At 61.3% G+C, this 23,508-nt stretch carries 24 protein-coding genes; 12 read left to right on the top strand and 12 right to left on the bottom strand.

Annotated features, from left to right (window positions below):
- Positions 1-94 precede the first annotated feature (94 nt).
- The 9 genes from ureG to DCO57_RS09165 all read right to left on the bottom strand — a co-directional run bounded on the left by ureG (position 95) and on the right by DCO57_RS09165 (position 6,124).
- Positions 95-712: an urease accessory protein UreG gene (gene ureG, locus DCO57_RS09125; protein WP_116698566.1), complete on the bottom strand. Its 618-nt coding sequence runs from the start codon at positions 710-712 to the stop codon at positions 95-97.
- Positions 709-1,422, bottom strand: coding sequence for an urease accessory protein UreF (locus tag DCO57_RS09130; protein ID WP_116698567.1), 714 nt, complete (start codon positions 1,420-1,422; stop codon positions 709-711). Before DCO57_RS09130 ends, ureG begins: the two co-directional genes overlap by 4 nt.
- The gene (locus tag DCO57_RS09135) at positions 1,415-1,945 is read right to left on the bottom strand and encodes an urease accessory protein UreE (protein ID WP_116698568.1); all 531 of its coding nucleotides are present in this window, start codon (positions 1,943-1,945) and stop codon (positions 1,415-1,417) included. Before DCO57_RS09135 ends, DCO57_RS09130 begins: the two co-directional genes overlap by 8 nt.
- A gap of 12 nt (positions 1,946-1,957) precedes the next feature.
- Complete coding sequence (ureC, locus tag DCO57_RS09140) at positions 1,958-3,670, bottom strand: urease subunit alpha (protein ID WP_116698569.1); 1,713 nt, start codon at positions 3,668-3,670, stop codon at positions 1,958-1,960.
- A 26-nt stretch (positions 3,671-3,696) separates the two neighbouring features.
- Entirely contained in the window at positions 3,697-4,113 is a 417-nt protein-coding gene (locus DCO57_RS09145; protein ID WP_116698570.1) for a lysozyme inhibitor LprI family protein, read from the bottom strand.
- 2 nt (positions 4,114-4,115) lie between these two features.
- Complete coding sequence (locus DCO57_RS09150; protein WP_133192647.1) at positions 4,116-4,499, bottom strand: lysozyme inhibitor LprI family protein; 384 nt, start codon at positions 4,497-4,499, stop codon at positions 4,116-4,118.
- A gap of 20 nt (positions 4,500-4,519) precedes the next feature.
- Positions 4,520-4,825 (bottom strand): urease subunit beta, encoded by a 306-nt coding sequence (locus tag DCO57_RS09155; RefSeq protein WP_116698572.1) that lies wholly within the window; start codon positions 4,823-4,825, stop codon positions 4,520-4,522.
- A gap of 20 nt (positions 4,826-4,845) precedes the next feature.
- Positions 4,846-5,148 (bottom strand): urease subunit gamma, encoded by a 303-nt coding sequence (locus DCO57_RS09160; protein ID WP_116698573.1) that lies wholly within the window; start codon positions 5,146-5,148, stop codon positions 4,846-4,848.
- 121 nt (positions 5,149-5,269) lie between these two features.
- Positions 5,270-6,124, bottom strand: a complete 855-nt coding sequence (locus DCO57_RS09165) for an urease accessory protein UreD (RefSeq protein WP_116698574.1) — start codon at positions 6,122-6,124, stop codon at positions 5,270-5,272.
- A gap of 362 nt (positions 6,125-6,486) precedes the next feature.
- On the opposite strand from DCO57_RS09165, the gene DCO57_RS09170 reads away from it, so the two are divergent.
- From DCO57_RS09170 to DCO57_RS09180, 3 genes are all read left to right on the top strand, one after another.
- A complete protein-coding gene (locus DCO57_RS09170) occupies positions 6,487-7,887 on the top strand; it encodes a D-alanyl-D-alanine carboxypeptidase family protein (RefSeq protein WP_116698575.1) in 1,401 nt (466 codons plus the stop codon).
- A gap of 304 nt (positions 7,888-8,191) precedes the next feature.
- Positions 8,192-8,491, top strand: a complete 300-nt coding sequence (locus tag DCO57_RS09175; RefSeq protein WP_116698576.1) for a hypothetical protein — start codon at positions 8,192-8,194, stop codon at positions 8,489-8,491.
- A 182-nt stretch (positions 8,492-8,673) separates the two neighbouring features.
- A complete protein-coding gene (locus DCO57_RS09180; protein ID WP_116698577.1) occupies positions 8,674-9,888 on the top strand; it encodes a GTP-binding protein in 1,215 nt (404 codons plus the stop codon).
- A gap of 143 nt (positions 9,889-10,031) precedes the next feature.
- On the opposite strand, the gene DCO57_RS09185 is transcribed toward DCO57_RS09180, so the two are convergent.
- Entirely contained in the window at positions 10,032-11,018 is a 987-nt protein-coding gene (locus DCO57_RS09185) for an MBL fold metallo-hydrolase (RefSeq protein WP_205756117.1), read from the bottom strand.
- Between the two features lie 644 nt (positions 11,019-11,662).
- On the opposite strand from DCO57_RS09185, the gene DCO57_RS09190 reads away from it, so the two are divergent.
- On the top strand, positions 11,663-14,647 hold the full coding sequence (locus tag DCO57_RS09190; RefSeq protein ID WP_116698579.1) for a RelA/SpoT domain-containing protein: 2,985 nt from the start codon (positions 11,663-11,665) through the stop codon (positions 14,645-14,647).
- 67 nt (positions 14,648-14,714) lie between these two features.
- Here the strand turns inward: DCO57_RS09190 and DCO57_RS09195 are convergent, their stop codons facing one another.
- On the bottom strand, positions 14,715-15,416 hold the full coding sequence (locus DCO57_RS09195) for a hypothetical protein (protein WP_244287913.1): 702 nt from the start codon (positions 15,414-15,416) through the stop codon (positions 14,715-14,717).
- Between the two features lie 327 nt (positions 15,417-15,743).
- Here DCO57_RS09195 and DCO57_RS09200 point away from each other — a divergent pair, with 327 nt between their 5' ends.
- Entirely contained in the window at positions 15,744-16,220 is a 477-nt protein-coding gene (locus DCO57_RS09200; RefSeq protein ID WP_116698580.1) for a hypothetical protein, read from the top strand.
- Positions 16,221-16,714: 494 nt separating this feature from the next.
- Here DCO57_RS09200 and tesB read toward each other — a convergent pair whose 3' ends face one another.
- Positions 16,715-17,581: an acyl-CoA thioesterase II gene (tesB, locus tag DCO57_RS09205; RefSeq protein ID WP_116698581.1), complete on the bottom strand. Its 867-nt coding sequence runs from the start codon at positions 17,579-17,581 to the stop codon at positions 16,715-16,717.
- A gap of 132 nt (positions 17,582-17,713) precedes the next feature.
- On the opposite strand from tesB, the gene DCO57_RS09210 reads away from it, so the two are divergent.
- From DCO57_RS09210 to DCO57_RS09240, 7 genes are all read left to right on the top strand, one after another.
- Positions 17,714-18,961 (top strand): ubiquinone biosynthesis hydroxylase, encoded by a 1,248-nt coding sequence (locus DCO57_RS09210; RefSeq protein WP_116698582.1) that lies wholly within the window; start codon positions 17,714-17,716, stop codon positions 18,959-18,961.
- Between the two features lie 44 nt (positions 18,962-19,005).
- Complete coding sequence (locus DCO57_RS09215) at positions 19,006-19,878, top strand: SDR family oxidoreductase (protein ID WP_116698583.1); 873 nt, start codon at positions 19,006-19,008, stop codon at positions 19,876-19,878.
- A 74-nt stretch (positions 19,879-19,952) separates the two neighbouring features.
- Positions 19,953-20,147 (top strand): twin transmembrane helix small protein, encoded by a 195-nt coding sequence (locus DCO57_RS09220; RefSeq protein ID WP_116698584.1) that lies wholly within the window; start codon positions 19,953-19,955, stop codon positions 20,145-20,147.
- A gap of 23 nt (positions 20,148-20,170) precedes the next feature.
- Complete coding sequence (locus tag DCO57_RS09225; RefSeq protein WP_116698585.1) at positions 20,171-20,746, top strand: cob(I)yrinic acid a,c-diamide adenosyltransferase; 576 nt, start codon at positions 20,171-20,173, stop codon at positions 20,744-20,746.
- Between the two features lie 39 nt (positions 20,747-20,785).
- On the top strand, positions 20,786-21,478 hold the full coding sequence (locus tag DCO57_RS09230) for a rhomboid family intramembrane serine protease (RefSeq protein ID WP_116698586.1): 693 nt from the start codon (positions 20,786-20,788) through the stop codon (positions 21,476-21,478).
- 266 nt (positions 21,479-21,744) lie between these two features.
- A complete protein-coding gene (locus DCO57_RS09235) occupies positions 21,745-22,494 on the top strand; it encodes an electron transfer flavoprotein subunit beta/FixA family protein (protein ID WP_116698587.1) in 750 nt (249 codons plus the stop codon).
- A gap of 21 nt (positions 22,495-22,515) precedes the next feature.
- Positions 22,516-23,448 (top strand): FAD-binding protein, encoded by a 933-nt coding sequence (locus tag DCO57_RS09240; protein WP_116698588.1) that lies wholly within the window; start codon positions 22,516-22,518, stop codon positions 23,446-23,448.
- Positions 23,449-23,508: the final 60 nt, after the last annotated feature.

Here is a 23,508-nt window from a genome sequence, read left to right on the forward strand (position 1 = left end):
GCATTCGCCGCCGGTGCCGGTGTGAAGACGGCGGGAGCGCGCGGCAAATCGGGCCTTCCGCCTGCCCGAATGCGGGCAGAGATCCGGTGGCTGCTCAGACCTCGAGCCCGCCCTTTTCGACGATGAAGCTCACCACGGTTTCGATCCCCTCGCCCGCTTTCATGTTGGCGAAGACGAAGGGCCGTTCCTTGCGCATTTTTTTCGCGTCCCGGTCCATCACGCCGAGGTCTGCGCCGACATAGGGCGCCAGATCGGTCTTGTTGATGATGAGAAGGTCGGACCGGGTGATGCCCGGGCCACCCTTGCGCGGGATTTCCTCGCCGGCGGCAACATCGATGACATAGAGCGTCAGATCGGCAAGTTCGGGCGAAAAGGTCGCCGCCAGATTGTCGCCACCGGATTCAATCAGGATGAGATCCAGATCGGGAAAGGCATGGGCAAGATCATGCACGGCGGCCAGGTTGATCGAGGCATCCTCGCGAATGGCGGTATGCGGACAGCCGCCGGTTTCGACGCCGCGGATGCGGTCGCTGGACAGGGCCTGGGAGCGCATCAGCGCCTCGGCGTCCTCGCTGGTGTAGATGTCGTTGGTGATGACGGCGAGCGACCAGGAGTCGCGCATGGCCTTGCACAGCCGGTCTGTCAGGGTGGTCTTGCCGGATCCGACCGGACCGCCGATTCCGACGCGCAGGGGACCGTTTTTTGAACTCATGAGCGAAACAGCCTCGAATACTGGGTTTCATGCGCCATGGAGGCGATGTCTGCGAGAAAGGTGGAAGTGCCGAGATCGTCCAGGCCGCAGGCTGCGGCTTCGGCCGCGGTCGCGGCAACGACCGGCTCCAGTGCGGCCAGAACCTTCTGGCCCTCGTTCTGACCGAGGGGAACAACCCGCACGGCCACCGAAATGAGATTGGCCGAAAAGGCATGCAGGAAGGCCGGCAGGGCCGCCGCTTCCGGGATGGCATGGGCCGCGCAGGTCAGGCCCAGGGCCACCGGATAGGGCCAGGGCTCCGGGTCCTTTGCGGCAAGCTCCGCGAACAGGCGGCCTGCCGGTGTGGCGCTGGTGGGCACCCAGCTTGCGGTGACCGTCTGCAGGAACGCGGTTCCCTGGGCGCTCGATTCCAGATGTCTTTCCCTGGACGGCTGCAGCGCCAGACCCAGATCCCGCAGGTCCGAAACCGTATCTCCGTCGCCGCGAGCGGCGGCCCGGAGGGTTTCCTTCATGAGGATCGCATCGCCGCGTCCGGCGCCGAAGCGCAGGATATCCCCGATCCAGTCCTGAAGACCGCCGGCATCGGACAGGCTACCGCTGTCGATCACCTGTTCGAGCCCGTGGCTGTAGGTAAAGGCGCCGATCGGGAAGGCCGGGGACAGAAAGGTCAGGAGCCGGTAAAGCGCCGGCTGCGGGACGGCGTCAGTCATGGCCGGTGTCGTGGTGGTGATGCGCGCCGGAATGGGTGTGACCGTGGGAATGGCCCGGGCCGTGATCGTGGCTGTGGCCCTGCGTCCGGCCGTGCCCGTAGGCCCCGCCTTCCGGGTCGAAGGGGGCGGTGACGGGGGTCAGCCTGCCGCCAAGCCTTGCGACCATGCCCTCGATGACGTGATCGCGGCGGATCCTCACGGTTTCGCCCATCAATTGCGTCGGCAGGTGGCGGTTGCCGAGATGCCAGGCGATCCGGACGAGATGGGCCGCATTGTCGGCCGCGATCTCGACCAGGTCTTCCGGTTCGGCGAGAACCTCCACGATCCTGCCGTCCTCCAGTTCCAGTCGGTCGCCGTGATGCAGAAAGACGGCATCGGCTTCATCGAGCAGAAAGGACAGCCCGTTCTCGCCGGTCATGACCGCGCGCCTGCGGTGCCGGTCCTCCCGGTCGAGGGTGATCCGGTCGGCGGGCGGGTCATCGGGCCCGCTGCCGGCGGGGTGGATCTTGTGAACGCGGATCATGCGGCCGGTTCCCTAGAACAGGAAATAGCGTTGCGCCATGGGCAGGACCTCGGCCGGTTCGCAGGTGAGCAGTTCTCCGTCGGCGCGCACCTCATAGGTCTCCGGATTGACGTCGATATGGGGCATGGCGTCGTTGAGGACCATCGACTTTTTCGAGATGCCGCCACGGGTGTTCCTGACCGGCAGGACCAGGCTGTCGAGACCGGCCTTGTCCTTGACGCCGTTGTCGAAGGCTGCCTGGGAGACGAAGGTCACCCGGCTCTGCGTCATCGCCTTGCCGAAGGCGCCGAACATGGGCCGGTAATGCACCGGCTGCGGTGTCGGAATGGAGGCGTTCGGGTCGCCCATGGGGGCGGCGGCGATGGTGCCGAGTTTCAGCACCATGTCCGGTTTCACACCGAAGAATTTCGGATCCCAGAGCACCAGGTCCGCCAGCTTGCCGACCTCGACGGAGCCGAGATGTTCGTCGAGACCGTGGGCAATGGCCGGGTTGATGGTGATTTTCGACATGTAGCGCCTGACACGCAAATTGTCGTTCTCGCCGGTTTCCCCGGACAGGCGTCCGCGCTGGACCTTCATCTTGTGGGCCGTCTGCAGCGTGCGGATCATCACTTCGCCGACCCGGCCCATGGCCTGGCTGTCGGAGGCGATGATCGAGAAGGCGCCCATGTCGTGGAGAATGTCCTCCGCTGCGATGGTTTCCTTGCGGATGCGGCTTTCCGCGAAGGCGACGTCTTCGGGAATGGACTTGTCCAGGTGATGGCAGACCATGAGCATGTCGAGATGCTCTTCGAGCGTGTTGACCGTGTAGGGCCGTGTCGGGTTGGTCGAGGACGGCAGCACGTTCAGCTCGCCGCAGACCTTGATGATGTCCGGCGCGTGGCCGCCGCCCGCCCCTTCCGTGTGGAAGGCGTGGATGGTGCGGTTCCTGAAGGCGGCGGTGGTGTTCTCGACAAAGCCGGATTCGTTCAGCGTGTCCGTATGGATCATCACCTGGACATCGTATTCGTCGGCCACGGACAGGCAGTTGTCGATGGCGGCCGGCGTGGTGCCCCAGTCCTCATGCAGCTTGAGGGAGCAGGCTCCGGCCAGGATCTGTTCTTCAAGAGCGGCCGGCAGTGAGGAATTGCCCTTGCCGGCGAAGGCCAGGTTCATGGGAAAGCTGTCGGCGGCCTGAAGCATGCGGGTGATGTGCCAGGGGCCCGGCGTGCAGGTGGTGGCGTTGGTGCCGGTGGCCGGGCCGGTGCCGCCGCCCAGCATGGTGGTGACGCCCGACATCAGCGCGTCCTCGATCTGCTGCGGGCAGATGAAGTGGATGTGAACGTCGAGCGCGCCGGCGGTCAGGATCTTGCCCTCGCTGGCGATGACCTCGGTTCCCGGTCCCACGATGATGTCGACGCCGGGCTGGACGTCCGGATTGCCGGCCTTGCCGATCCCGACAATGCGGCCGTCCTTCAGGCCCACATCGGCCTTGACGATGCCCCAGTGGTCGACGATCAGCGCGTTGGTGAGGACCGTGTCGACGGCCCCGGCGGTTCTGGGCGCCTGGGACTGGCCCATGCCGTCGCGGATGACCTTTCCGCCGCCGAATTTCACCTCGTCGCCATAGGTGGTGAAATCCTTTTCGACCTCGATGACGAGATCCGTATCGGCAAGGCGCAGCCTGTCACCGGTGGTCGGTCCGAACATGTCCGCATAGGCGGCGCGGGACATTTTGTAAGCCATTGTATCTCCAATCAGCGATCAGAAAGTCAGTTGTCGTAATCTTCAACGGTGGCATTGAGATCGTCGGTCCGTTTCATGGTCAGGACGATCATGCAATTCCGGTAGAGTTCGTCGCTCTGGGGGCCGCCCCGGAACGGAAAGCCGTAGGCGGTGCAGTCCTTGTCGCTGTAGATCTTCCAGGCGGCCTGCGCCTCCTGGAGCGCGGCAGGACTCCCCTTCAGGTGATCGGGCAGCTCCGAGTCCATTTCGACCAGCTTCGCGTGCAGCCGGTCGTAGGCGGTCTGCATCTTCGCTTCGGTCTCGCTCAATGCCTTTTCCGCGCAATAGGTGCGTTCGGAGCTGGTGAGCGGATACCCGCAATCGACATTTTCCTGGGCGGCGGCCGGAAAGGCCGCCAGCAGGGGCGCGAGGAGCGGTGCGGCAAGGGCGTGGTGGAGCCGCATGGTCAGTTCCCCAGCCCCTGCGCAAGCGATTCCAGGTCCGTGGTCCGGTCCCGGGTGATCTTGAGCAGGCATTCATTGACCAGAAGCGGCGTTATGGAGCCGCTTTGCGGATAGACATGGATCTCGCAGGCCTTGTCCCGGTAAGCGATCCACAGGCGCTGGGCATCGCGCAGTTTGTCCTGCGAGTCGGACGACCAGTCCTTCACCACCGCCATCGCGGCCTTGTAGGCGTCGTTCAGCGCCCCGTCGGCGGACTGATAGGCCCGGGCGGAGCATTCGTTCAGCTCCAGCTGGGTCTGCGCGTCCCGGCATGCGCTCTCCTGATCCTGCGCGGCGGCAGCCGCCGGCAGCAAGGCCGCGAAGAGGATGCCTGTGAGCATGCGCATGGTGTTTTTCTTCCCGAAGATCAAAGCGCACCCATGATCTTGTTGTTGAATCCGTAGACCGTGCGCCCGCCACCGAAGGGCACCAGCGTCACCGACCGGGTCTGACCGGGTTCGAAGCGCACGGCGGTTCCGGCGGGAATGTCGAGGCGCATGCCCCGGGTCTTGTCGCGGTCGAAGGCGAGGCCTTCGTTGGTTTCGAAGAAATGATAGTGGCTGCCCACCTGGATCGGCCGGTCGCCGGTGTTGGATACATCCAGCGTTACCGTTTCCAGACCGGCGTTCAGTACAATCTCACCTTCGGCGGGGAATAATTCTCCGGGAATCATTTTCGTCTCCTTCAAAAGGCTCAGCGGATGGGCTCGTGGACGGTGACCAGTTTCGTGCCGTCCGGAAAGGTCGCTTCCACCTGCACGTCGTGGATCATGTCGGCGACACCGTCCATCACCTGGTCCCGGGTGAGGACCTTGCCGCCGGCGGCCATCAGATCGGCCACGGTGCGGCCGTCCCTGGCGCCCTCGACGATGAAGTCCGAGATCAGGGCGATGGCTTCGGGATGGTTGAGCTTGACGCCGCGCTCCAGGCGGCGGCGCGCGACCATCGCGGCCATGGAAATCAGAAGCTTGTCTTTTTCGCGCGGGGTCAGATTCATCGGCGAATGTCCTCCAAACAGGGGTGCGGACCCATGTGGGTCTCCTTCGGATCGTTTGAAAAGGGGCTGTCTGCGGTTCTCTCCCGGCCGTCCTGCAGGCATGTCGGCATGTGTCCCTCCCCTAACAGTGCCAGACGCGCGGCAGCTCCGCCGCACGGTAGCCGGTGAGAAAGGCGATCAGGGCGTTGCGCAGGTCGCGGCTGTCATCGCACACGAAACGGGCCGTCAGCAGGCCGTTCCAGGCGCTGGCCGCGGCCCGGACCGTGCCGGCGGGCAGTGTCTCGAGACAGGCGCGCGCCAGCGCCAGCCGGTCCTGCGCATCGGGGGTGCAATCGACGAGGGTTGCCACGGCCCGGCCGTCGCTACCGGTTGCGGGCCCGGCCAGGACCTGCGCCGCATTGCCGTCCAGGCGCACATCGTCGGCAAACACCAGCCTGCCGTCGCGGCGGATGCGCCAGCTGTCCCTGAAAAACACCGAATCCACCTGTTCCCCCATGGCCTTGCGGCCGAGAACGACGGATTCCAGCATCAGGAGCCGGGCGCCGGGCGCAAGGTCGGCGCGCATGGTGCGGGACAGGCCGGAGCGGTTGAAGAGGATGGTTTCCTGGGGCAGCCATTCGAGAACGGCATCTTCCGCAACGGAAAACCGGCCGCTGACTTCCGCCGCACCGCTGATGCTCTGATAGGCCCGTTCGGCGGTCTGGCTGGTCACGATCGCATGCGCGCCCTTTGCCACATCGATTTCGTAGGAGAGCCGGTCGCCGCCGGTCAGGCCGCCCGCGGTGTTGATGAGAACGGCGGTGGTCTTCAGGTCGTAGACTTTCGGAAGACGGACCTTCGCCGCGCCGCTCTGGTAGAGGTCGGTGAGCCGGGTTCTGTCACCGGAGACGGCAAATCCCACGCGCGCGCATCCGTTGACGCGCTGCATGGCGATGGTGTTCCCGTGTGAAACCGATGCGACCCCGGCATCATACATGCGTGTTCCGCTCCCCCGGTTCTGCGACCGTTGTTTTTATCTGACAGGCTTTCCCAGCATGTTGCGGGCACCGTCCCGGATGCAAGAAAGAAGTTTGTCTCGGCAATCTTAGCAAGAGCCGGGCCAAGGAGGGAAATCCGGCGGGGGCCACAGGTTCGGGCGATAATCGCAGGTTTTTCAGCAGCTTGCCGCTGCCCCCTTCCCTGAGTAGCCTAAAAAGACGGCAATTGCCAAAAAGATTGGCATTGAAGAGTTGTGTGGAAGGGGTTGCCCTTGGGGACGTGATCCGGTTCTTTAAGGATCACCATTTTAAAATGCTGCCTCCGCCCGTTTTGCGGGACCGTAGTCTGCGGGATGACTCAATGTTTTCTAGCCCATCTGGCCGTCTGGTATCCTTCTGCCTGGCCCTGCTCGTTCCTGCCCTCCTGCTGAGCCTTTCGGTGCGGCCTGCGCAGGCGGACATCGGCGCCTATATCCTTGTGGACGCGAGGACAGGCACGGTGCTGGAACAGAAAAACGCCACCGGCAAATGGTATCCGGCCTCGCTCACCAAGATGATGACCGCCTATGTCACCTTCAAGGCGATTCGCGAGGGCCGGGCCTCCCTGAATTCGGCGGTCGTCCAGTCGAAGAATTCCCTGTCGGAACCGCCGAGCAAGATGGGCTTCAAGGTGGGTACGCGCTTCACCGTCGACACGGCGCTGAAGATCATATTGATCAAGTCCGCCAATGATGTCGCCGTGGCGCTGGGCGAAGCGATCGGCGGGTCCGAAGCGAATTTCATTGCCATGATGAACGCGGAAGCCCGGCGGCTCGGCATGACCAACACCCGCTTCACCAATCCGCATGGCCTGCCCGACAATGCCCAGGTGACCACCGCCCGGGATCTGGCGATTCTCGCCATGGCCCTGAGGAATGATTTTCCCGAGTCGCGCGACTACTACAAGCACCCCGGCATCCGCTTCGGCAAGAAGACCCTGCGGTCCGCCAACCGGGAGTTTCTGCTGCGCGTGCCCGGTGCGAACGGCATGAAGACCGGATATATCTGCAACTCCGGTTACAATGTCGCCGCCACGGTGACCCGCCGGGGACGGACCCTGCTGGCCATCGTTCTTGGCGCCGGGTCCGGACTGGAGCGCACGGCCTTCGCGCGCCAGCTCTTCGACGAGGGCTTCCGCAAGAACAGGGGTGGCCAGAAGGTCACCAGCCTGTCCGGTCCGTCCAGCCCGCCCCCCGCCGACGGTTACTGCCGACGCAACAAGAGCCCGGGTCCGAAGGGCTACATGGCGCGCTTCGACATGGAGAACAAAACCCGTGGCGGTTTTCTGTTCTTTGCCGATGCCGGCGGCAAGAAGGAAGCGGAAGTCGATGAAAGCGGGTTCATGCTCGCGAACGGCAAGCCGGACTGGGCGAAGATCCTCGACCGGACGCTCGGACCGCGCCAGGTTGCCTATCGTCCCATTCAGGTCAGCCTCGGAAAGCCCACGGGCACGCCTGCGGCAAGCGCTTCGACCTCCTCCGCGCCCCTGGATCTGACGGTGGAAGATATCCCGTTGCCGGCCGCCAATCCCATGCGGCGCGCGGAGATCGAGATGCGCAGCAAGCTGCAGAAAACAGCCGCCGCGGCGGCCATAACCGAGGGTACCGAGTCGGTTCGCCCGGGTTCTGCCACCGACCTCACCAAGGCCGCGCCAGGGTCGATCTTCCGGCAAGGCCTGGGATTTTCGGTCCCTGTCCCCGCTCCAAGTCCACGCAAGCCTTGATTCCTATCCTGCCGCGGGGAGGCCCGGGATCAACCCGGCTTTCCGCCGAATTGAACGAAGCAGTGAAGGGAAACCCTCGGGAACTCGCCCTGCATCAACGTTTGTTTGTCTTGCGGTTCGGGTAGAGGAAAGGATGTCAGGATAGGGGTTTTTTACAATATTAACCCTTTGTTTACGCTGTTCCTTAAGACTGAGGTAAGCATTTCACCTCCATTGGGCCGTCCAACGCAGTGAAATGCAGTCGGCCCCCCGGGGATATTTGCGGCATAGGATATGCCGGCAAGACAGATCGAGAGATCGCATCATGATGGAACCGAAGTCCACCGCCACCATCCGCGCCCTTGCGAGCCTTGCGGAGCTGTCCGCCAATCAGCTCGAAGAAGGGACTTCGGTGGAAGAGGTCATCGCCACCCTGCGCAAGGCGGCGGAAGCGGTGCGGACCTTTGTCGAAACCGAGGACGCTCCGGAAGGCGCCGATGAAGAGACCGACATCGCCCAGGACCTGACGCCCATGGATGTCTCCGCCGAGGACGGTGAAGAGAAAACCTCCGGGAGCGGCGCGGAAACCGCTTCTGCAGAGGTAACGGTCCTGAACGCCGGCTGATCCCGGCCACCGGTGATGCCCCCCTCGGACGGATTGTCCCGGCCTGCGGGTTCCCTTTGACCTTTCCCTGAAAACAATGCTAGCGGTGCAGCCTACTGCGCCGCCGTTTTCCCTCCGCCTGCCACGCAGGACAGCGGAGATTTCCGCGTTTCCCGCGGTGGCCCGATCTGGAGACGAGCTTCATGGCTTCCCCCGCCCCGGCCTCTGAAGATACGGTCCGCAAAGGGCCCAAGCCGCCCATTCCCCTGTCGGTGATCACCGGTTTCCTCGGATCCGGCAAGACCACGCTGCTGAACCGGCTGCTCAAGGATCCGGCCATGGCGGACACGGCGGTCATCATCAATGAATTCGGGGAAATCGGCCTCGATCACCTGTTTGTCGATCAGGCGGGCGACGGCATCGTGGAACTGTCCTCCGGCTGTCTGTGCTGCACCATTCGCGGCGATCTGGTGACGACCCTGGAAAACCTGCTGCGCCGGCTGGACAACGGCCGGATGGACAGGCTGAACCGGGTGGTGATCGAGACCACCGGTCTCGCCGATCCGGCGCCGATCCTGCACACGGTCATGCTGCACCCCTATCTGGTGATGCGCTACCGGCTGGAAAGCGTGATCACCCTGGTGGATGCGGTCAACGGCCTGTCGACGCTGGACAACCACGAGGAAGCGCGCAAGCAGGCGGCGGTTGCCGACCGGCTGGTGTTCACCAAGACCGATCTCCTGACGACCGACGCGGACCGCTCCGCCTTCGCCGCGCTCAAGGCGCGGCTGGAGACGCTGAACCCGGGCGCGCAGCGTCTGGATGCATCGGCCGGTGAGGCCGTGGCCGCCAGGCTGTTCAATGCGGGCCTGTACAATCCGGGAACCAAGATCCCGGATGTGGCCGCCTGGCTGAACGCGGAAGCCTATGAAGGCGCCGGGCATCACGGCCATGCGCACACCCATTCGCACGACCACGACCATCATCATGGGCATGGGCATGGGCACGACCACGGGCATGATGTGAACCGGCACGACGACTCGATCCGCGCCTTCACCCTGTCGACGGACCGGCCGGTTTCCGCGTCGGCGCTGGAGATGTTTCTCGACCTTTTGCGCTCCGCCCACGGACCGAAGCTGCTCAGGGTCAAGGGGATCGTCAAACTGGCGGAAGATCCGGACCGGCCCGTGGTCATCCACGGTGTCCAGCACGTCTTCCATCCGCCCGCGACGCTGGAGGCCTGGCCGGACGACGATCACCGCACGCGCATGGTCTTCATCACCAAGGACCTGCCGGAAGGCTTCGTGCGCAAGATGTTCGAAGCCTTCTCCGGCGCGCTGCTGCCCGACACGCCGGACTCACAGGCAATGACGGACAATCCGCTGGCGGTGTCGGGGTTTACCAGTCCGGTGCGGTGAGGGGTGATTTGGGTTGGGGCAGTAGGCGGAGGTTGGTTGACGCACGGCCGCCGATGTTCAACTAGCCACCGTCGGTTCAGGCGTAGCGCATCGCAAAATTGGCGATCCGGCATAAAGCCATGATCGCCAATCAGCATCGGATTTCAGCAGCCGGAAACGCAAATTCCCTTGGCATCGAATTCCATCGTTTTCCCGCTCAACGGGACATACACTGGCATGGTCACCAGATCGCGGAAGGCCGCAGTCTTGGTGCCTTCGATGACAACGCCATCCTTGGTCGCCTCTTCATTGGCATGGGATGGGATGACTGACGCAGGTTTCACCAGTTCGTTGACAACATAGGCGGCTTCGGCAGGCCCTGTGGTGAAGGTGTCACCAATATTGATCACCACCAGGTGAGCGCCGTAAAATCCGCGCACCACTTTTTCCTGCTCGGCCGTCATGCCGGTGTCTCCGGAGAGATAGGCGACGAGCCCGTTGGAAAACTTCAATATGTAACCCGTTGGCGGACCAACATAGCCCCCGATACCGGCCGCTTTCATGGCCTCCCCCATGTCACCACCGATTAAATCCGGATCCACACCGTTGCTATGAACGGCGGGAACGGTGGAGACGCCGACACCGCCGACCATGTAGGTGCCGCCGAAACGGGCAAGCACCGATTTCTTCGGATCGCCACCGAGGCTCGCAAGCTTTGCGGCAAAGAATGGAGGCATTTCGCTACCGGTGACAATCTCGGCCCCCTTCGCATGGGCAATCTTTGCCACATTGGTTTCGGGCACGGCGGCAACCGAAAGATCAGGTTTCGCACAGGTGCCGGCATCTACAGCGCTGGTGTGGCGAGGCCCGACGTGATCGCCATGCATATGGGTGACGAGCAGGGCATCCAGCGTCCCAAGTCGCGGATCATCAGCGCCGGCAATGGTCATGCCTGCATCGTAAAGAAGACGGGTGCCGTCCGGGTCTTCAAACAGAATGGCGCGGTCGAGACGGCAAAATTCACCGGTAGTGCCGCCAAGCGGTGTAACCTTCACATTCTCGGCAAATGCCGCAGTGGCGGAAAACGCCAGCAACCCCAACCCGGCAGCAAGCGATACGGTTTTGGATCTTTTCATTTTCGTCTCCTCCATTAAATCGATATTTTAGAACAATATCCAATTTTGTAGATAAAATACAATCGACAGAAAACACCTTGATCGGAAGACGGTGTCGCGATTTGCTCCGGTTCCTGCATGGAAGCAATTGGTGTTGGAATGCGGGAAGTGGCAGAAGCGATTGTCGCTGCCCCCATTAACGCAGGTACATGAAGCTTGACGATCGCATAGTCAGACGCGATCGACCGGGATCCGGCACCTCAACTGATCTAGAGCGAAGACCTGGTGCAGGACAGCGCGCTCCCATACCGCAGGGCACTTCATCAAAGCAGACTTTGAGAATTCAATCGTCCGGGGTCACTTTTTTCACAAAGTTTCCATCGGTGCGATCTCCCAACGAAAGACAGTTTTCGGCCCAGAGCAGCCATAGGACACCATCTTAGCGAATGGCGGCTTCGCGTCGCCGATTGTGGTCATTTAGGGCATCAAGTGACGATCTCGGAAGCTGCCGCTCCCGAAAGGCGATTGCCAAGCCGTTGGGCCTAGGACGTAACCGTCGAGCTAATGCTGGGCCGCCAACGAACGGATACAGCCGATCCGTGATTTTAGGGGGTTTTCACTTTCAACCGAAGCGAGCAGAATTGCCCAATCGAGCAGGCTAAGGTCGAGGGCAGGGAGCGATGACATTTGAGGAGTATCAGCAGGGCGGCCGCGCCCGCTACCTCGCGCTCGTGGAGGCAATCCAGAATATTCTGCGTCACGCTCTCAGCCAACATGGTATGGTCTCGCATGGAATTACAGGACGGGCGAAAGAACTTTCCTCGCTGCGAAAAAAGCTGGGAGATCGCGAATTTGCGCTCGATCAGCCGATGGATGAAGTGAAGGACCTGGCTGGCTGCCGTGTAGTCTTTCTTACCAATTCTCAAGTCGAAGTCTTCAACAGCACTGGCGCGCTGCACGAGAATTTTGAGGTGCTGAGTGTCAATGTTCATCACCCGGTTCCTGGCACAGATACTGAGACAAAGCTGTTCGACAGCACGAATTACCTCGTCCAACTAAAACCAGACCGTCTCGCCTTGCCGGAGTATCGGGAGTTTGAAGGTTTGCGGGCTGAAATCCAGATCCAAACTCTGCTCAATCATGCTTGGGCAGAAATGGGTCATGATACGATCTACAAGGAGCCCAGACTGATCCATCTGGGCGCTGCCCAAATGAAGAAGATCGGTGAACGCATGAACAAAGTCATGCAGGATCACTTGATCCCTGCCGGATATGATTTTGACAAGATCGCTCAGGATTTCCAGCGGCTAATGAAGGCCGATGGCGCTGCCGCGGCGACGATCGAAGCGATCGAGAGCGTTGACAACAACAATGACCTTGAGGATGCGCTCGAGACCTACACCGATTTAGTACTGCCGCACTTCGACGAACCAACGGAGGAGTTTTCCAAGCGGTTAGGCACGCTGATCGACGCTGCGGAGCGCGCTCGTGATTATGCACTCCAGGCAGTTGTGACGGAATTTGGAGAATATCAGGGTAAGACGAGCATGGATATCGCTCGGCGCGTTGCCACGCTCATTAAGGCGTACCGATACTTTGAACCGGAACGCACCTTTCACGCTGTGGTAAGACTGTATGAGGGAGCTCGTGACGATGAAGAGCAGCGCCTTTGGGTAGAAGTCGGTGAAGAGTTGGCCGAGCACAATCTGGATATCTGGAAACGATATGGACCGATAGCCCAACAGGTCATACTTGACCAGTTGGAGCAGCTTGACGCTGGCAAAATCGCTAGTGTGAAGTCATTGCTTATCGCGATGCTCTCGCATCTCCTTTCGGCCGACTTGGGGGGGACAACTTGGCGTTCTGATAGCGTTACAATCCACCGGGGCGCTGTACATGCATCAGACGAACTTCGTCAGCTTCGATCCCGTGCCATCGACTGGCTTGAACAGTGGCTTGATGCGGCTGAAACCGACGCCGAACGACTGACGATCCTGAATGCACTTGGCAAAGCAGGCGCGATGCCCATGAGGGCGGAAAGTGATCCTGGACTTTTTTTGATGCTGCTTGAAGACGGTACCCGTGTTGCCGAGATAACTCTGGCACGCATCTCACGATGGGCCCTGGAACTGCGTCGTAGCCGCGAGGTTGATGCATTGCACACGCACCATCGATTTCAGAGGCTGCCACCCGACCTCGCGGAGAACACAGAGCTAATCGCAGCGCAGAAGAAATTTATCGACGCTATCCTTGCCTTGCGCGACCGGTTGGCCGCCGATGATGACTATGTGTGTTACAAGACGCTGATCGGATACGACAGCGTTCGGCCGAATGCTTGGGAAGGTGATCATTTCGATCATGAGGCGACGGATGTTTGGCGTCGGGAGCAATATCCGAGGATCGTAGCGAACGTAACGATTGAAAAGGTGCCCGCGTGGAAAGCTCGGATCGACGCCTATGTTGGTGGCGTCGGCCACGATGGCGGAAATTTCACACCGATGCGTGAATTCCTCGGGCTTTTGGCGGAACAGAAACCTGACGTTGCACTCCACATGTTGGGTGAGGTCAGTGACAAATTCGCAGTCTTCGTGCCGGCAATGTTGTCAGGGCTCGAACGCGCCGGTCGTATGGGCGAGGTTCTCACGCTGGTCGATGGCTGGATGGCAGAAGGACAACTGCTCAGGGCTGTCGGCAACTATCTCCATCAAAAGCCTGAAATAGATATCGAACGGCTTCAAACCTTGGTCGTAAAGGTATTCGAACGGGAGGATCTAGTCTCCGGCGTCAACGCCGCGACGACAGCCGCCGCCTGGTATAGTCGCGCCGCCAATCCCACACTGATCGAGACAGTGCTGATGCCGGTCGTTCGATTCGCGAACGAACGCCAACTCCCTCACTGGGTCGACCATTTTTTTGCCCCCGGCAATGCGCTCATTGTGCAGGACTTAAGCGAGGCAGAGGCGGCTGAGCTGCTAAAATCATTCGTTGGAATCGCCGATGTCGACTACCGCGAGGCCAGGCTCCTTGTTGCCGTCAGTCAGCGGCATCCGCAGCTGGTAATCGACTTCTTTGGCGCACGGTTACGGCAAGAACACGCAGAGTCCGGCGAGCGGTTCCAGGCGATCCCCTTTGATTCACATGATCTGGAGGAGGCATTTTCGCCTCATCTTGATCTTCTGTTGCCCGCGGTTCGCGAGTGGTATGAGGAGGAACCGCAGTTACATGAGTATCGCGGGGGGCGCCTGCTGAAGCATGCTTTCCCAGAGCTGACAAATGAGGTGGCAGATCGACTCATTACGCTTGCCCGCCAAGGTGGTGAGCAGGATTTCAAATTCATTCTGAAGACGCTGTCGCCTCACGAGGGAGCCGAGCAACTCTATCCAATCCTCATGGAGGTGGTTGATAGACTCGAGCCTGGCGACAAGCTCCTCAACGAGGTGTCATGTGTCCTAGGTGAAACCGGCGTCGTTTCAGGCGCTTTTGGGTTCGTCCAAGTTACTGAACAGCGGCGCAATCTGATCGAGCGATATCGGGACGATCCCAGGCCGCGCGTTCAAGCTTATGCCCGTGATCGCGCTCGTGAACTTACACAAGAAATGGCATGGGAACAGAGAAGGGCAGTGCGGTCTGTTGCACAGCGCAGGCGAAACTGGAACGAAGAATAAGCATCACATATCGCGCTTGCTGTTACAGTCCTCGATCAGGTGCCTTTAGGCTAAAAAAGTCCCCTATTCACGAACTGGCCAGCCAATCTATTTTTGCCATCGCTTGAAGATGTCGATCCAATTCTTCACGTTTTGCGAGGTCCATGTGGCGGAAAGCCCAACCAGATTGAAGAATTTCCCTAATGATGCGTGCAGCTAGCATTGTAAGCTGAGGAATTCCCGACACCTCAATCGACCAGCTTTTCGGCTCAAAATGAGTGAACTGGTTCCGAATTTCCTCGTGGAAGCGCTGCAACCAAACCAGTTCATAGTCGCTTATTGCGACACCTGCTACGTTGCTGCGATCGCCTGCCGAATAAGGTTTTCTCACGGCTTTAAGTAGGTCTGGAAGATTCATCAAATAGGTCTTGGGCGGTTTCGCGTTTGGATTGGTGAGAGAATCGTCAAAATAGGCTAGCCACTCGCTGGCATTGCGCTTGGTGACGGCACCTACTGGAGCCGCAGTCGTAGTGAGATGGCAAACGCACACGCCCTGCAATGCCGAATGCAACGCGATCGCTACCCATTTCCATGCTTGGGGGTCCTCGCGCACAAACTGGGCTGTGCGTAAGACCTGACGGATCGATCCCGCTACATCCTCAGCCTCATCGGTCTGAATCCAATTCGCAGTCACGTTTCTCTCGCCTTCTTTTAGTGGGTGTCGAGCATAGACGATGCAGTGGCGTTTCGAACGTATCGTTGCTTTCAGGATCTGACGGGCCTGCCCCATCGATTATCATAAGGCTCAATAACGGCAGCCTTTCTAGGTCGCCACCAAAAACCCGCCAGTCCGCATGCTGCCCCATTCCAGCCGTTCGTTCCCGTCACAGCGAATGACCGCTCCCCGCCCAATTGTTGAGTTCAGAGCGCCGCGATAAATGTCTTCGGTAGGTTAGAAGTCTACTTTCTTTGCAGTTGATCCGGACAACGGCCATACGCCTCCAGCGGGCGCCGCGATACCGTAACGGAAGCCTCCCAGCGAGTGTAATTTCTCAGATACTTTTTGTAAGGTTCAACCTATAGTGTTTCGAGGTTCAAAATACGTGAGGAGGCCAACTTGGAGATCCAGTGGATTTTGGTGGCTGGTCTGGCCCTGATGGTGACCGGAGCGATCACAGTCTATTTGAAGCGGGAGATCACGACTGGCCAGGCGCTGGTTTTTGCCTTTGGCGGTGCCATGATCGCCATACCGCAAATTGCCAACTTCGAGTTCAGCAACGGGACGGTCAAATTCACGACAAAAATCCAAGCCGCGGCGTTGACGACACAGGTGGAGACCTTGAACAAGGAGCAGGCCGATCTGGCAAGCACCGTTCTGGCCCTGACAAAGCAGAACCAGAAGCTTGCGGAACAGGTTGCCAAACTCAGCAAGGGCGTGTCCGATGCACCTAACGGCAACGCAACATTCGCTCCTCCCGAATTCTTCGTACCCGACTGGTCGACCTATCAGAAAAGCACGGAAAACCTGATCCAGCAGAGCGAGAGTCGGACACTGCAACTAGACAGCTTGAAGCAGCAGCTGAAAGCAGAGTGAAGCGGCCATTTTCCATCCTGCTAAAGGAGGCTTTCCGTGTGAGGGACGGAAACGTGCCTTCGACGACCGTTCAAGGAATTAAGTAGCGAAAATCAACGGCCAAAGCATATCGTCTAGCAATGTCGATCAGATTCTCGGAAGGATTGGCGCGCATTGAAGACCTTTTTCGAGCTGCGACATTCGGTAATACGGGTCTCGAAGGCGACCATCGCCGCTGGTGAACATGACGACAGCAATGGCCTCCAGTCGGTCGTTCACCGGCTCTTGGCCTAGTCCTGACAACTTCCGTTCGATGCGAGCCGAGCGAATGACCGGTTAAGGCGTATTTCGTTGAAAAACTCTTTTGTTTTCCAACTTTGAAGGTGCCTTTGCTTTTGAGTTGGTACGAACCAGATACTGGCCAAGATAGGCATCGACGTGCTGAGGCGCCGCAAGGCCGCTCTCCGCCCATTCTAGTCCTTCTATCCCCTACCGCATTTGCCATATCCCAGCCCTCACCCGTCCTTGCGCGGGCGGATCAGGCCTTCCTGGGCGGTGGAGGCGATCAGGGTGCCGTCCTTGGTGTAGAGCGCGCCCCGGTTCATGCCGCGGGCGCCGGAGGCGGACATGCTGTCGGTGGCGTAGAGCAACCAGTCGTCGGCGCGGAAGGGGCGGTGGAACCACATGGCGTGGTCGAGGCTGGCGGCCTGGATCTTCGGGCTGAAAACCGATGTGCCGTGGGGGAAGAGCGAGGTGTCCAGCAGGGTCATGTCGGAGGCATAGGCCAGGACGCACTGGTGGATGCGCTCGTCGTCGGGCAGCGGGTCGCTGGCCCGGACCCAGACATATTGCTGCGGCGGCAGGGGTTTCTTGCTGAAATAATGGGTCATGTCCACGGGCCGCATCTCGATCGGCCGTTCCCGTTCCCAGTAGCGGCGGACGTTTTCCGGGGCCACGGACAGGAATTTTTCCTTCAGCTCCTGTTCGCTCGGCAGGTCTTCCGGCGCCGGCACGTCCGGCATCTCGCTCTGGTGTTCCAGCCCCTCCTCGATGATCTGGAAGGACGCGGACATGGAAAAGATCGCCTCGCCGTGCTGGATGGCCACCACCCGGCGGGTGGTGAAGCTGCCGCCGTCGCGGATCCGGTCGACCTCATAGATGATCGGCACTTCCGGATCGCCGGGGCGCATGAAATAGCCGTGCAGGGAATGCACGTGCCGGTCCGCGACCACCGTGCGGGAGGCGGCGACAAGCGCCTGACCGATGACCTGGCCGCCGAACACGCGCTGCCAGCCCACCTGGGGGCTGCGACCACGGAACAGGTTGCGCTCCAGCGGTTCCAGGTCAAGTATCTGCAGAAGGTTGTCGATGGCCCTGTTCATCGGCGCGATCCCTGTTAGATAGAGTGCCGGGTATTGATGCCGGGTCAACCGGCCTTACCTGCACTCTTGGACGTCCCTTGACGTTAAAGTCAAGATGTCGTTCGGGAAGGCGGGGGCAAGGAGATGAGGACGATGGCCAAAAAGGCAAAGACGGACGGATCGGCGGACATCTTCGATGTCGTGATCGTTGGCGGCGGATATGTGGGCTTGTCCCTGGCCGTCGCGCTGAAACAGGGCGATGCCGGCCTGTCCTGCGCCGTCGTTGACCCCAAGCCCATGGATCAGCTGCATCTGGACCCGCGGGCGTCGGCCATTGCCGCGGCAGCCTCCAGGATGCTGACCCAGCTCGGCATCTGGCAGCAGATCGAGAAAGACTCGCAGCCGATCAACGAGATGATCGTCACCGACAGCCGGTTGCGGGATGCGGTCCGTCCGGTTTTCCTGACCTTTGGCGGCGAGGCGACCGAAGGCGAGCCCTTCGCCCACATGATGCCCAATGGCGTCATGATGCCGGCGCTCTACAAGGCCGCGAAGAAACTCGGGGTGACCTTCTTCGCCCCGGCGACGGCCGACAGTTTCCGCACGCTTGCGGATCACACGGAAATCACGCTGGAAAACGGCAAACAGCTCAAGGGCCGGTTGCTGGTGGCCGCCGACGGCGTGCGCTCCCGGCTCCGGGATCTGGCCGGCATCCGCACTGTCAACTGGGACTACGGCCAATCCGGCATCGTGACAACGGTTGCGCATGAGCGCCCGCATGAGGGCCGCGCCGAAGAGCATTTCCTGCCCGCAGGCCCCTTTGCCATCCTGCCGCTGCCCGGCAACCGCTCCTCCCTGGTGTGGACGGAAAAGACGACGGATGCGGAGCGTCTGGTGCGCTCCGACGAGTTCACCTTCGAGCTGGAGCTGGAGCGCCGGTTCGGCCATCATCTCGGCGCGCTGAAGGTGGAGGGTCCGCGACGCGCCTACCCGCTGGGGCTGAAGCTGGCCCGGGATTTCGTGAAACCGCGCTTCGCCCTGATCGGCGATGCCGCGCATGGCATTCATCCCATTGCCGGACAGGGGCTCAATCTCGGCTTCAAGGATGTCGCCGCACTTGCCGAGGTTCTGGTCGATGCGCGCCGTCTCGGGCAGGATCCCGGCGGTCTCGACGTTCTGGAGCGCTACCAGCGCTGGCGCCGGTTCGACACCTTCCAGATGGGTGTCGTCACCGACGTGCTCAACCGGCTCTTTTCCAACGACAGCGATATCCTGCGCGCCATGAGGGACTTCGGACTGGGTCTCGTCGACCGCATGCCGGGCCTCAAGACGCAGTTCATCCGCGAAGCCTCGGGATTTGCCGGGCCTGTTCCGAAATTGCTTTCCGGGGAACCTATCTGATAGGAGTTCGGGACCGATATCTTTCACCGCCGGATTCCTTTTGAATGAACGGGTACCCCGACAGTTTTCCCGAACCGAAATCGATACTGATTACGGGCTGTTCCTCCGGCATCGGCGCGGCTGCCTGCCACATCCTGCGCGGGCGCAACTGGCGGGTGATCGCCTCTGCCCGTGCGCAGGCGGATGTGGACCGGCTGCAGGATGAGGGGTTCGAGGCCTATCGTCTCGACTACGAGGAGGCCGGCAGCATCCGGACGGCGGTCGACAAGGTGCTCGAGCGCACGGATGGCAAGCTCGATGCGGTCTTCAACAATGGCGCCTATGCGGTGCCCGGCGCCCTGGAGGACGTTCCCACCGAAGCGCTGCGGGCGCTTTTCGAGGCCAATTTCTTCGGCTGGCACGATCTGACGCGGCAACTGCTGCCGTCCATGCGGGCCAACGGCTCCGGCCGCATCGTGCAATGTTCTTCGGTGCTCGGTCTGGTGGCGATGAAATACCGGGGCGCCTATACTGCGTCCAAATTCGCCCTGGAAGCCTATTCCGACACGCTGCGGCAGGAACTGGCGGGAACGGGGCTGCATGTGTCGCTGATCGAACCGGGGCCGATCGGCACGAAGTTTACCGAAAACGCCTTGGCGAATTTCGACCGCTGGATCGGCGATGAGGGACTGAAGGCCTCGGTCTATCGGGAGACCTATGAAAAACGCCGCCTGCGCATGGAGGCGGGAGAACCGGGACCGTTCAAGCTGCGGCCGGAAGCGGTCGTGAGACAGCTGGTTCATGCGGTGGAGGCGAAACGGCCCAGGGCGCGCTATCGTGTCACTGTTCCGACAACCGTCATGGCTGTGGCAAAACGGCTGCTGCCGACGGGTCTTCTGGACCGGTTCTGCATATGGGCCGCGGAGGGCGAGAAATAGCTCCGCTGGAGCCCGGGTCCGGATGGATCGCGCGAACGAGATCGGGCCCGGCGCCGGGCCGAAAAGGATAACAAATGTCTGACATCATCAATACACTCATTCCGATCGGACTTGCGGCCGTGGTCGTGGTGCTGCTGCTCGGCATCTGGAACATGTTCCGCAACGGACCGGCAAACCGGTCGCAGATGCTCATGCGCTGGCGTGTCGGGCTGCAGTTCGTGGTCATCGTCCTGGTCATGGGCGGACTGTATTTCTTCGGAAACCGCTGACGGAAACCAGGGGATGGCGTGCAATGGTTGTTCTGAACAAGATCTACACGAAGACCGGCGATGACGGCACCACGGCCCTGGGGTCCGGGGAACGCCGGCCGAAAAACGATCTGAGGATCGATGCCTACGGCACGGTCGATGAAACCAATGCGGTCGTCGGGCTGGTCCGGCTGCATACGGGAGCGGATGCGCCGGACGTCGATGCGACTCTCGGCCGTATCCAGAACGACCTGTTCGATCTGGGGGCCGATCTGGCGACCCCGGAGACGGACAAGGATCTCGGCTACGAGCCGCTGCGCGTCACGGACGCCCAGGTGGAGGCCCTCGAACAGGCGATCGACACGCTGAACGCGGATCTGTCGACGCTGCGGTCCTTCGTCCTGCCCGGCGGCAGTGCCGCATCGGCACATCTGCATCTTGCCCGCACGGTCTCGCGGCGCGCCGAACGGCTGATCGTCGAACTCGCGGCCAGAGAGAAGGTCAATCCGGCCGCGGTCAGATACATGAACCGGCTGTCGGACTATTTTTTCGTCGCGTCCCGCTTTCTGAACGACAAGGGCGGGCAGGACGTTCTATGGGTGCCCGGCCAGAACCGCTAGGCGGCAACCGGGTCGGAGCACAGAAAGCCCGGGGGGCAGATGTTCATTCCACTTTACGATCACAACCGGCGGGTTCATGTCCGGCATCCCTACGTCAATCTGACGATCATTGCCGCGAATGTGCTGATCTTCCTGCTCTACCAGCGGGCCGGCGAGCAGCAGGCGGTGGGGGCTTCGTCCTATTCCTTCGGGCTGATACCGGCGGTGTTCTTCGATCTCCGCGATCTGGCGCCGCAGCTTCAGGTGCTGCCGGACTGGATGTCGGTGGTGACCTATTCCTTCCTGCATGGCGGCTACATGCATCTCATCGGCAACATGCTGTTTCTGTGGGTGTTCGGCGACAATGTGGAAGACGCCATGGGGCACCTGCGCTATCTGGCCTTCTACCTGCTCTGTGCGGCGGCGGGCGGCTATGCCTATGCCCTTCTCGACGTGAATTCCGAAGTGCCGCTGATCGGGGCCTCCGGCGCCGTGTCGGGCGTGGTCGCCGCCTATCTGATGCTCCATCCGCGGGTGAAGATCTGGGTGCTGGCCCTCGGCCGCATCCCGCTCAGGCTGACGGCCTTCTGGCTGCTGGGCGCCTGGATCGTCTACCAGTTCGTCAATGCCCTCGTGGTCGAGGGCGGCCAGGTGGCCTTCATCGCCCATGTCGGCGGATTGGTCGCAGGGGCGGTTCTGGTGGTCTTCTTCCGGCGCAGGGGCGTGCCCCTGTTCGACAAGACCCTCGCCTGAGGGGTTTTTCCGGCGTTTCCCGGTGCCGCGTCCGGCCGGCCCGGGCGGTGTGGGCTGTCATCTTTGCGACCCCAGATTTTCCTGGCGCGGCAAATTGCAGCGTTAAACCGTTTAGTGCGATTGACAGCCGCCGTGCGGGTCAGTACCGTCCCTCGCCATGCGCCACGATTGGCTCAATTCCGCCGTTTGTGCCTTTAAGTCACCCCGGGCGGAGAGCCTGATAATGCGGTGCGGTGAAAGCCGGCCCAGCAAGAGGTTGAGACCAGATGAAAATCCTCGTACCCGTCAAGCGGGTCATCGATTACAACGTGAAAGTCCGCGTCAAGGCGGATGGTTCGGGCGTCGATCTTGCGAACGTCAAGATGTCCATGAACCCGTTTGACGAAATCTCCGTCGAAGAAGCCCTGCGGCTCAGGGAAGCGGGAAAAGCGACCGAGGTCATTGTCGTGTCCGTCGGACCGCAGCAGGCGACCGAAACGCTCCGGACCGGTCTGGCAATGGGCGCCGACCGGGGTATTCTGGTCAAGACCGATGCCACCACCGAGCCGCTGGCCGTGGCGAAAATCCTCAAGGGGATCGTGGAAGCCGAAGAGCCGGGCCTGGTGATCCTCGGCAAGCAGGCGATCGACGACGACTGCAACCAGACCGGCCAGATGCTTGCCGCCCTGCTCGGCTGGAGCCAGGGCACCTTTGCCTCGAAGGTCGATCTGGGTGAAGGCACCGTCGATGTGACCCGCGAAGTGGACGGCGGCCTGCAGACCGTCAAGCTGAAACTGCCGGCGATCGTCACGACGGACCTGCGCCTCAACGAGCCGCGCTACGCGTCCCTGCCGAACATCATGAAGGCGAAGAAGAAGCCGATCGACGAGAAGACCCCGGACGACTTCGGCGTCGACATCACGCCGCGGCTGACCGTCGTGTCCACCGGCGAGCCGTCTGCCCGCAAGGCCGGTGTCATGGTCGCTTCCGTGACCGAACTTGTCGACAAACTCAAGAATGAGGCCGGTGTCCTTTAAGGGCGTCGCAGGAGGATCAAAATGACAACACTTCTTGTGGCCGAACACGCCGGTGGCGCGCTGAACGAAATGACCGCCAAGGCCCTGACCGCGGCCGTTGCGCTGGGCTCCGATGTCCATGTCCTGGTGGCCGGCAAGGGCGTTCAGGGCGTCGCGGAGGCCGCCGCCAAGCTGTCCGGCGTCGCCAAGGTGCTGATTGCCGAAGGTGACGATCTGGAACACCAGCTCGCCGAACCCGTGGCCGACCTGATCGTCGGACTGGCGGACGACTATGATGCCATCGTCGCTGCGGCGACCGCCAACGGCAAGAACACCCTGCCGCGCGTTGCCGCGCTTCTGGATGTGATGCAGATTTCCGACATCATCGCCGTTGTCGATGCGGACACCTTCGAGCGTCCGATCTATGCGGGCAACGCCCTGCAGACCGTGAAGTCAAGCGACCCGAAAAAGGTCATCACGGTGCGCACCTCCACTTTCGCCGCGGCGGAAGACGGCGGTTCGGCAAGCATCGAAACCGTGGCACCTCCGGCCGCGTCGGGATTGTCGCAATTCGTCGGCGAGGAGCTGTCCAAGTCGGACCGCCCGGAGCTGACCTCGGCGAAAATCATCATTTCCGGCGGCCGCGCGCTCGGCTCGGAAGAGAAATTCCAGGAAGTCATCATGCCGGTGGCGGATGCACTGGGCGCGGCCGTGGGAGCGTCCCGCGCGGCGGTGGATGCCGGATACGCGCCGAACGACTGGCAGGTGGGCCAGACCGGCAAGGTGGTTGCGCCGGATCTCTATATCGCCTGCGGCATTTCCGGAGCGATCCAGCATCTCGCCGGCATGAAGGACTCCAAGGTGATCGTCGCGATCAACAAGGATGAGGAAGCGCCGATCTTCCAGGTGGCCGACTACGGTCTCGTGGCCGATCTGTTCGACGCGCTGCCCGAATTGAAGGCCGCCGTGGAGTAACGTCTGCGGCAAATTCATCACGGACCCCGGAGCGAATGACAGTTTTCGCTTCGGGGTCCT

The sequence above is a fragment of the Labrenzia sp. 011 genome, from assembly GCF_003075075.1.
Lineage (GTDB): Bacteria > Pseudomonadota > Alphaproteobacteria > Rhizobiales > Stappiaceae > Roseibium.

Coding starts and splice junctions, on each gene's coding strand:
- ureG (WP_116698566.1), bottom strand. CDS start 712: ATGAGTTCAAAAAACGGTCCCCTGCGCGTCGGAATCGGCGGTCCGGTC.
- DCO57_RS09190 (WP_116698579.1), top strand. CDS start 11,663: ATGACATTTGAGGAGTATCAGCAGGGCGGCCGCGCCCGCTACCTCGCG.
- DCO57_RS09225 (WP_116698585.1), top strand. CDS start 20,171: ATGGTTGTTCTGAACAAGATCTACACGAAGACCGGCGATGACGGCACC.
- DCO57_RS09240 (WP_116698588.1), top strand. CDS start 22,516: ATGACAACACTTCTTGTGGCCGAACACGCCGGTGGCGCGCTGAACGAA.
- DCO57_RS09170 (WP_116698575.1), top strand. CDS start 6,487: ATGTTTTCTAGCCCATCTGGCCGTCTGGTATCCTTCTGCCTGGCCCTG.
- DCO57_RS09185 (WP_205756117.1), bottom strand. CDS start 11,018: ATGGAGGAGACGAAAATGAAAAGATCCAAAACCGTATCGCTTGCTGCC.
- DCO57_RS09145 (WP_116698570.1), bottom strand. CDS start 4,113: ATGCGGCTCCACCACGCCCTTGCCGCACCGCTCCTCGCGCCCCTGCTG.
- DCO57_RS09195 (WP_244287913.1), bottom strand. CDS start 15,416: ATGGGGCAGGCCCGTCAGATCCTGAAAGCAACGATACGTTCGAAACGC.
- DCO57_RS09130 (WP_116698567.1), bottom strand. CDS start 1,422: ATGACTGACGCCGTCCCGCAGCCGGCGCTTTACCGGCTCCTGACCTTT.
- DCO57_RS09135 (WP_116698568.1), bottom strand. CDS start 1,945: ATGATCCGCGTTCACAAGATCCACCCCGCCGGCAGCGGGCCCGATGAC.
- DCO57_RS09230 (WP_116698586.1), top strand. CDS start 20,786: ATGTTCATTCCACTTTACGATCACAACCGGCGGGTTCATGTCCGGCAT.
- DCO57_RS09215 (WP_116698583.1), top strand. CDS start 19,006: ATGAACGGGTACCCCGACAGTTTTCCCGAACCGAAATCGATACTGATT.
- ureC (WP_116698569.1), bottom strand. CDS start 3,670: ATGGCTTACAAAATGTCCCGCGCCGCCTATGCGGACATGTTCGGACCG.
- DCO57_RS09220 (WP_116698584.1), top strand. CDS start 19,953: ATGTCTGACATCATCAATACACTCATTCCGATCGGACTTGCGGCCGTG.
- DCO57_RS09180 (WP_116698577.1), top strand. CDS start 8,674: ATGGCTTCCCCCGCCCCGGCCTCTGAAGATACGGTCCGCAAAGGGCCC.
- DCO57_RS09165 (WP_116698574.1), bottom strand. CDS start 6,124: ATGTATGATGCCGGGGTCGCATCGGTTTCACACGGGAACACCATCGCC.
- DCO57_RS09150 (WP_133192647.1), bottom strand. CDS start 4,499: ATGCGCATGCTCACAGGCATCCTCTTCGCGGCCTTGCTGCCGGCGGCT.
- DCO57_RS09175 (WP_116698576.1), top strand. CDS start 8,192: ATGATGGAACCGAAGTCCACCGCCACCATCCGCGCCCTTGCGAGCCTT.
- tesB (WP_116698581.1), bottom strand. CDS start 17,581: ATGAACAGGGCCATCGACAACCTTCTGCAGATACTTGACCTGGAACCG.
- DCO57_RS09235 (WP_116698587.1), top strand. CDS start 21,745: ATGAAAATCCTCGTACCCGTCAAGCGGGTCATCGATTACAACGTGAAA.
- DCO57_RS09210 (WP_116698582.1), top strand. CDS start 17,714: ATGGCCAAAAAGGCAAAGACGGACGGATCGGCGGACATCTTCGATGTC.
- DCO57_RS09160 (WP_116698573.1), bottom strand. CDS start 5,148: ATGAATCTGACCCCGCGCGAAAAAGACAAGCTTCTGATTTCCATGGCC.
- DCO57_RS09155 (WP_116698572.1), bottom strand. CDS start 4,825: ATGATTCCCGGAGAATTATTCCCCGCCGAAGGTGAGATTGTACTGAAC.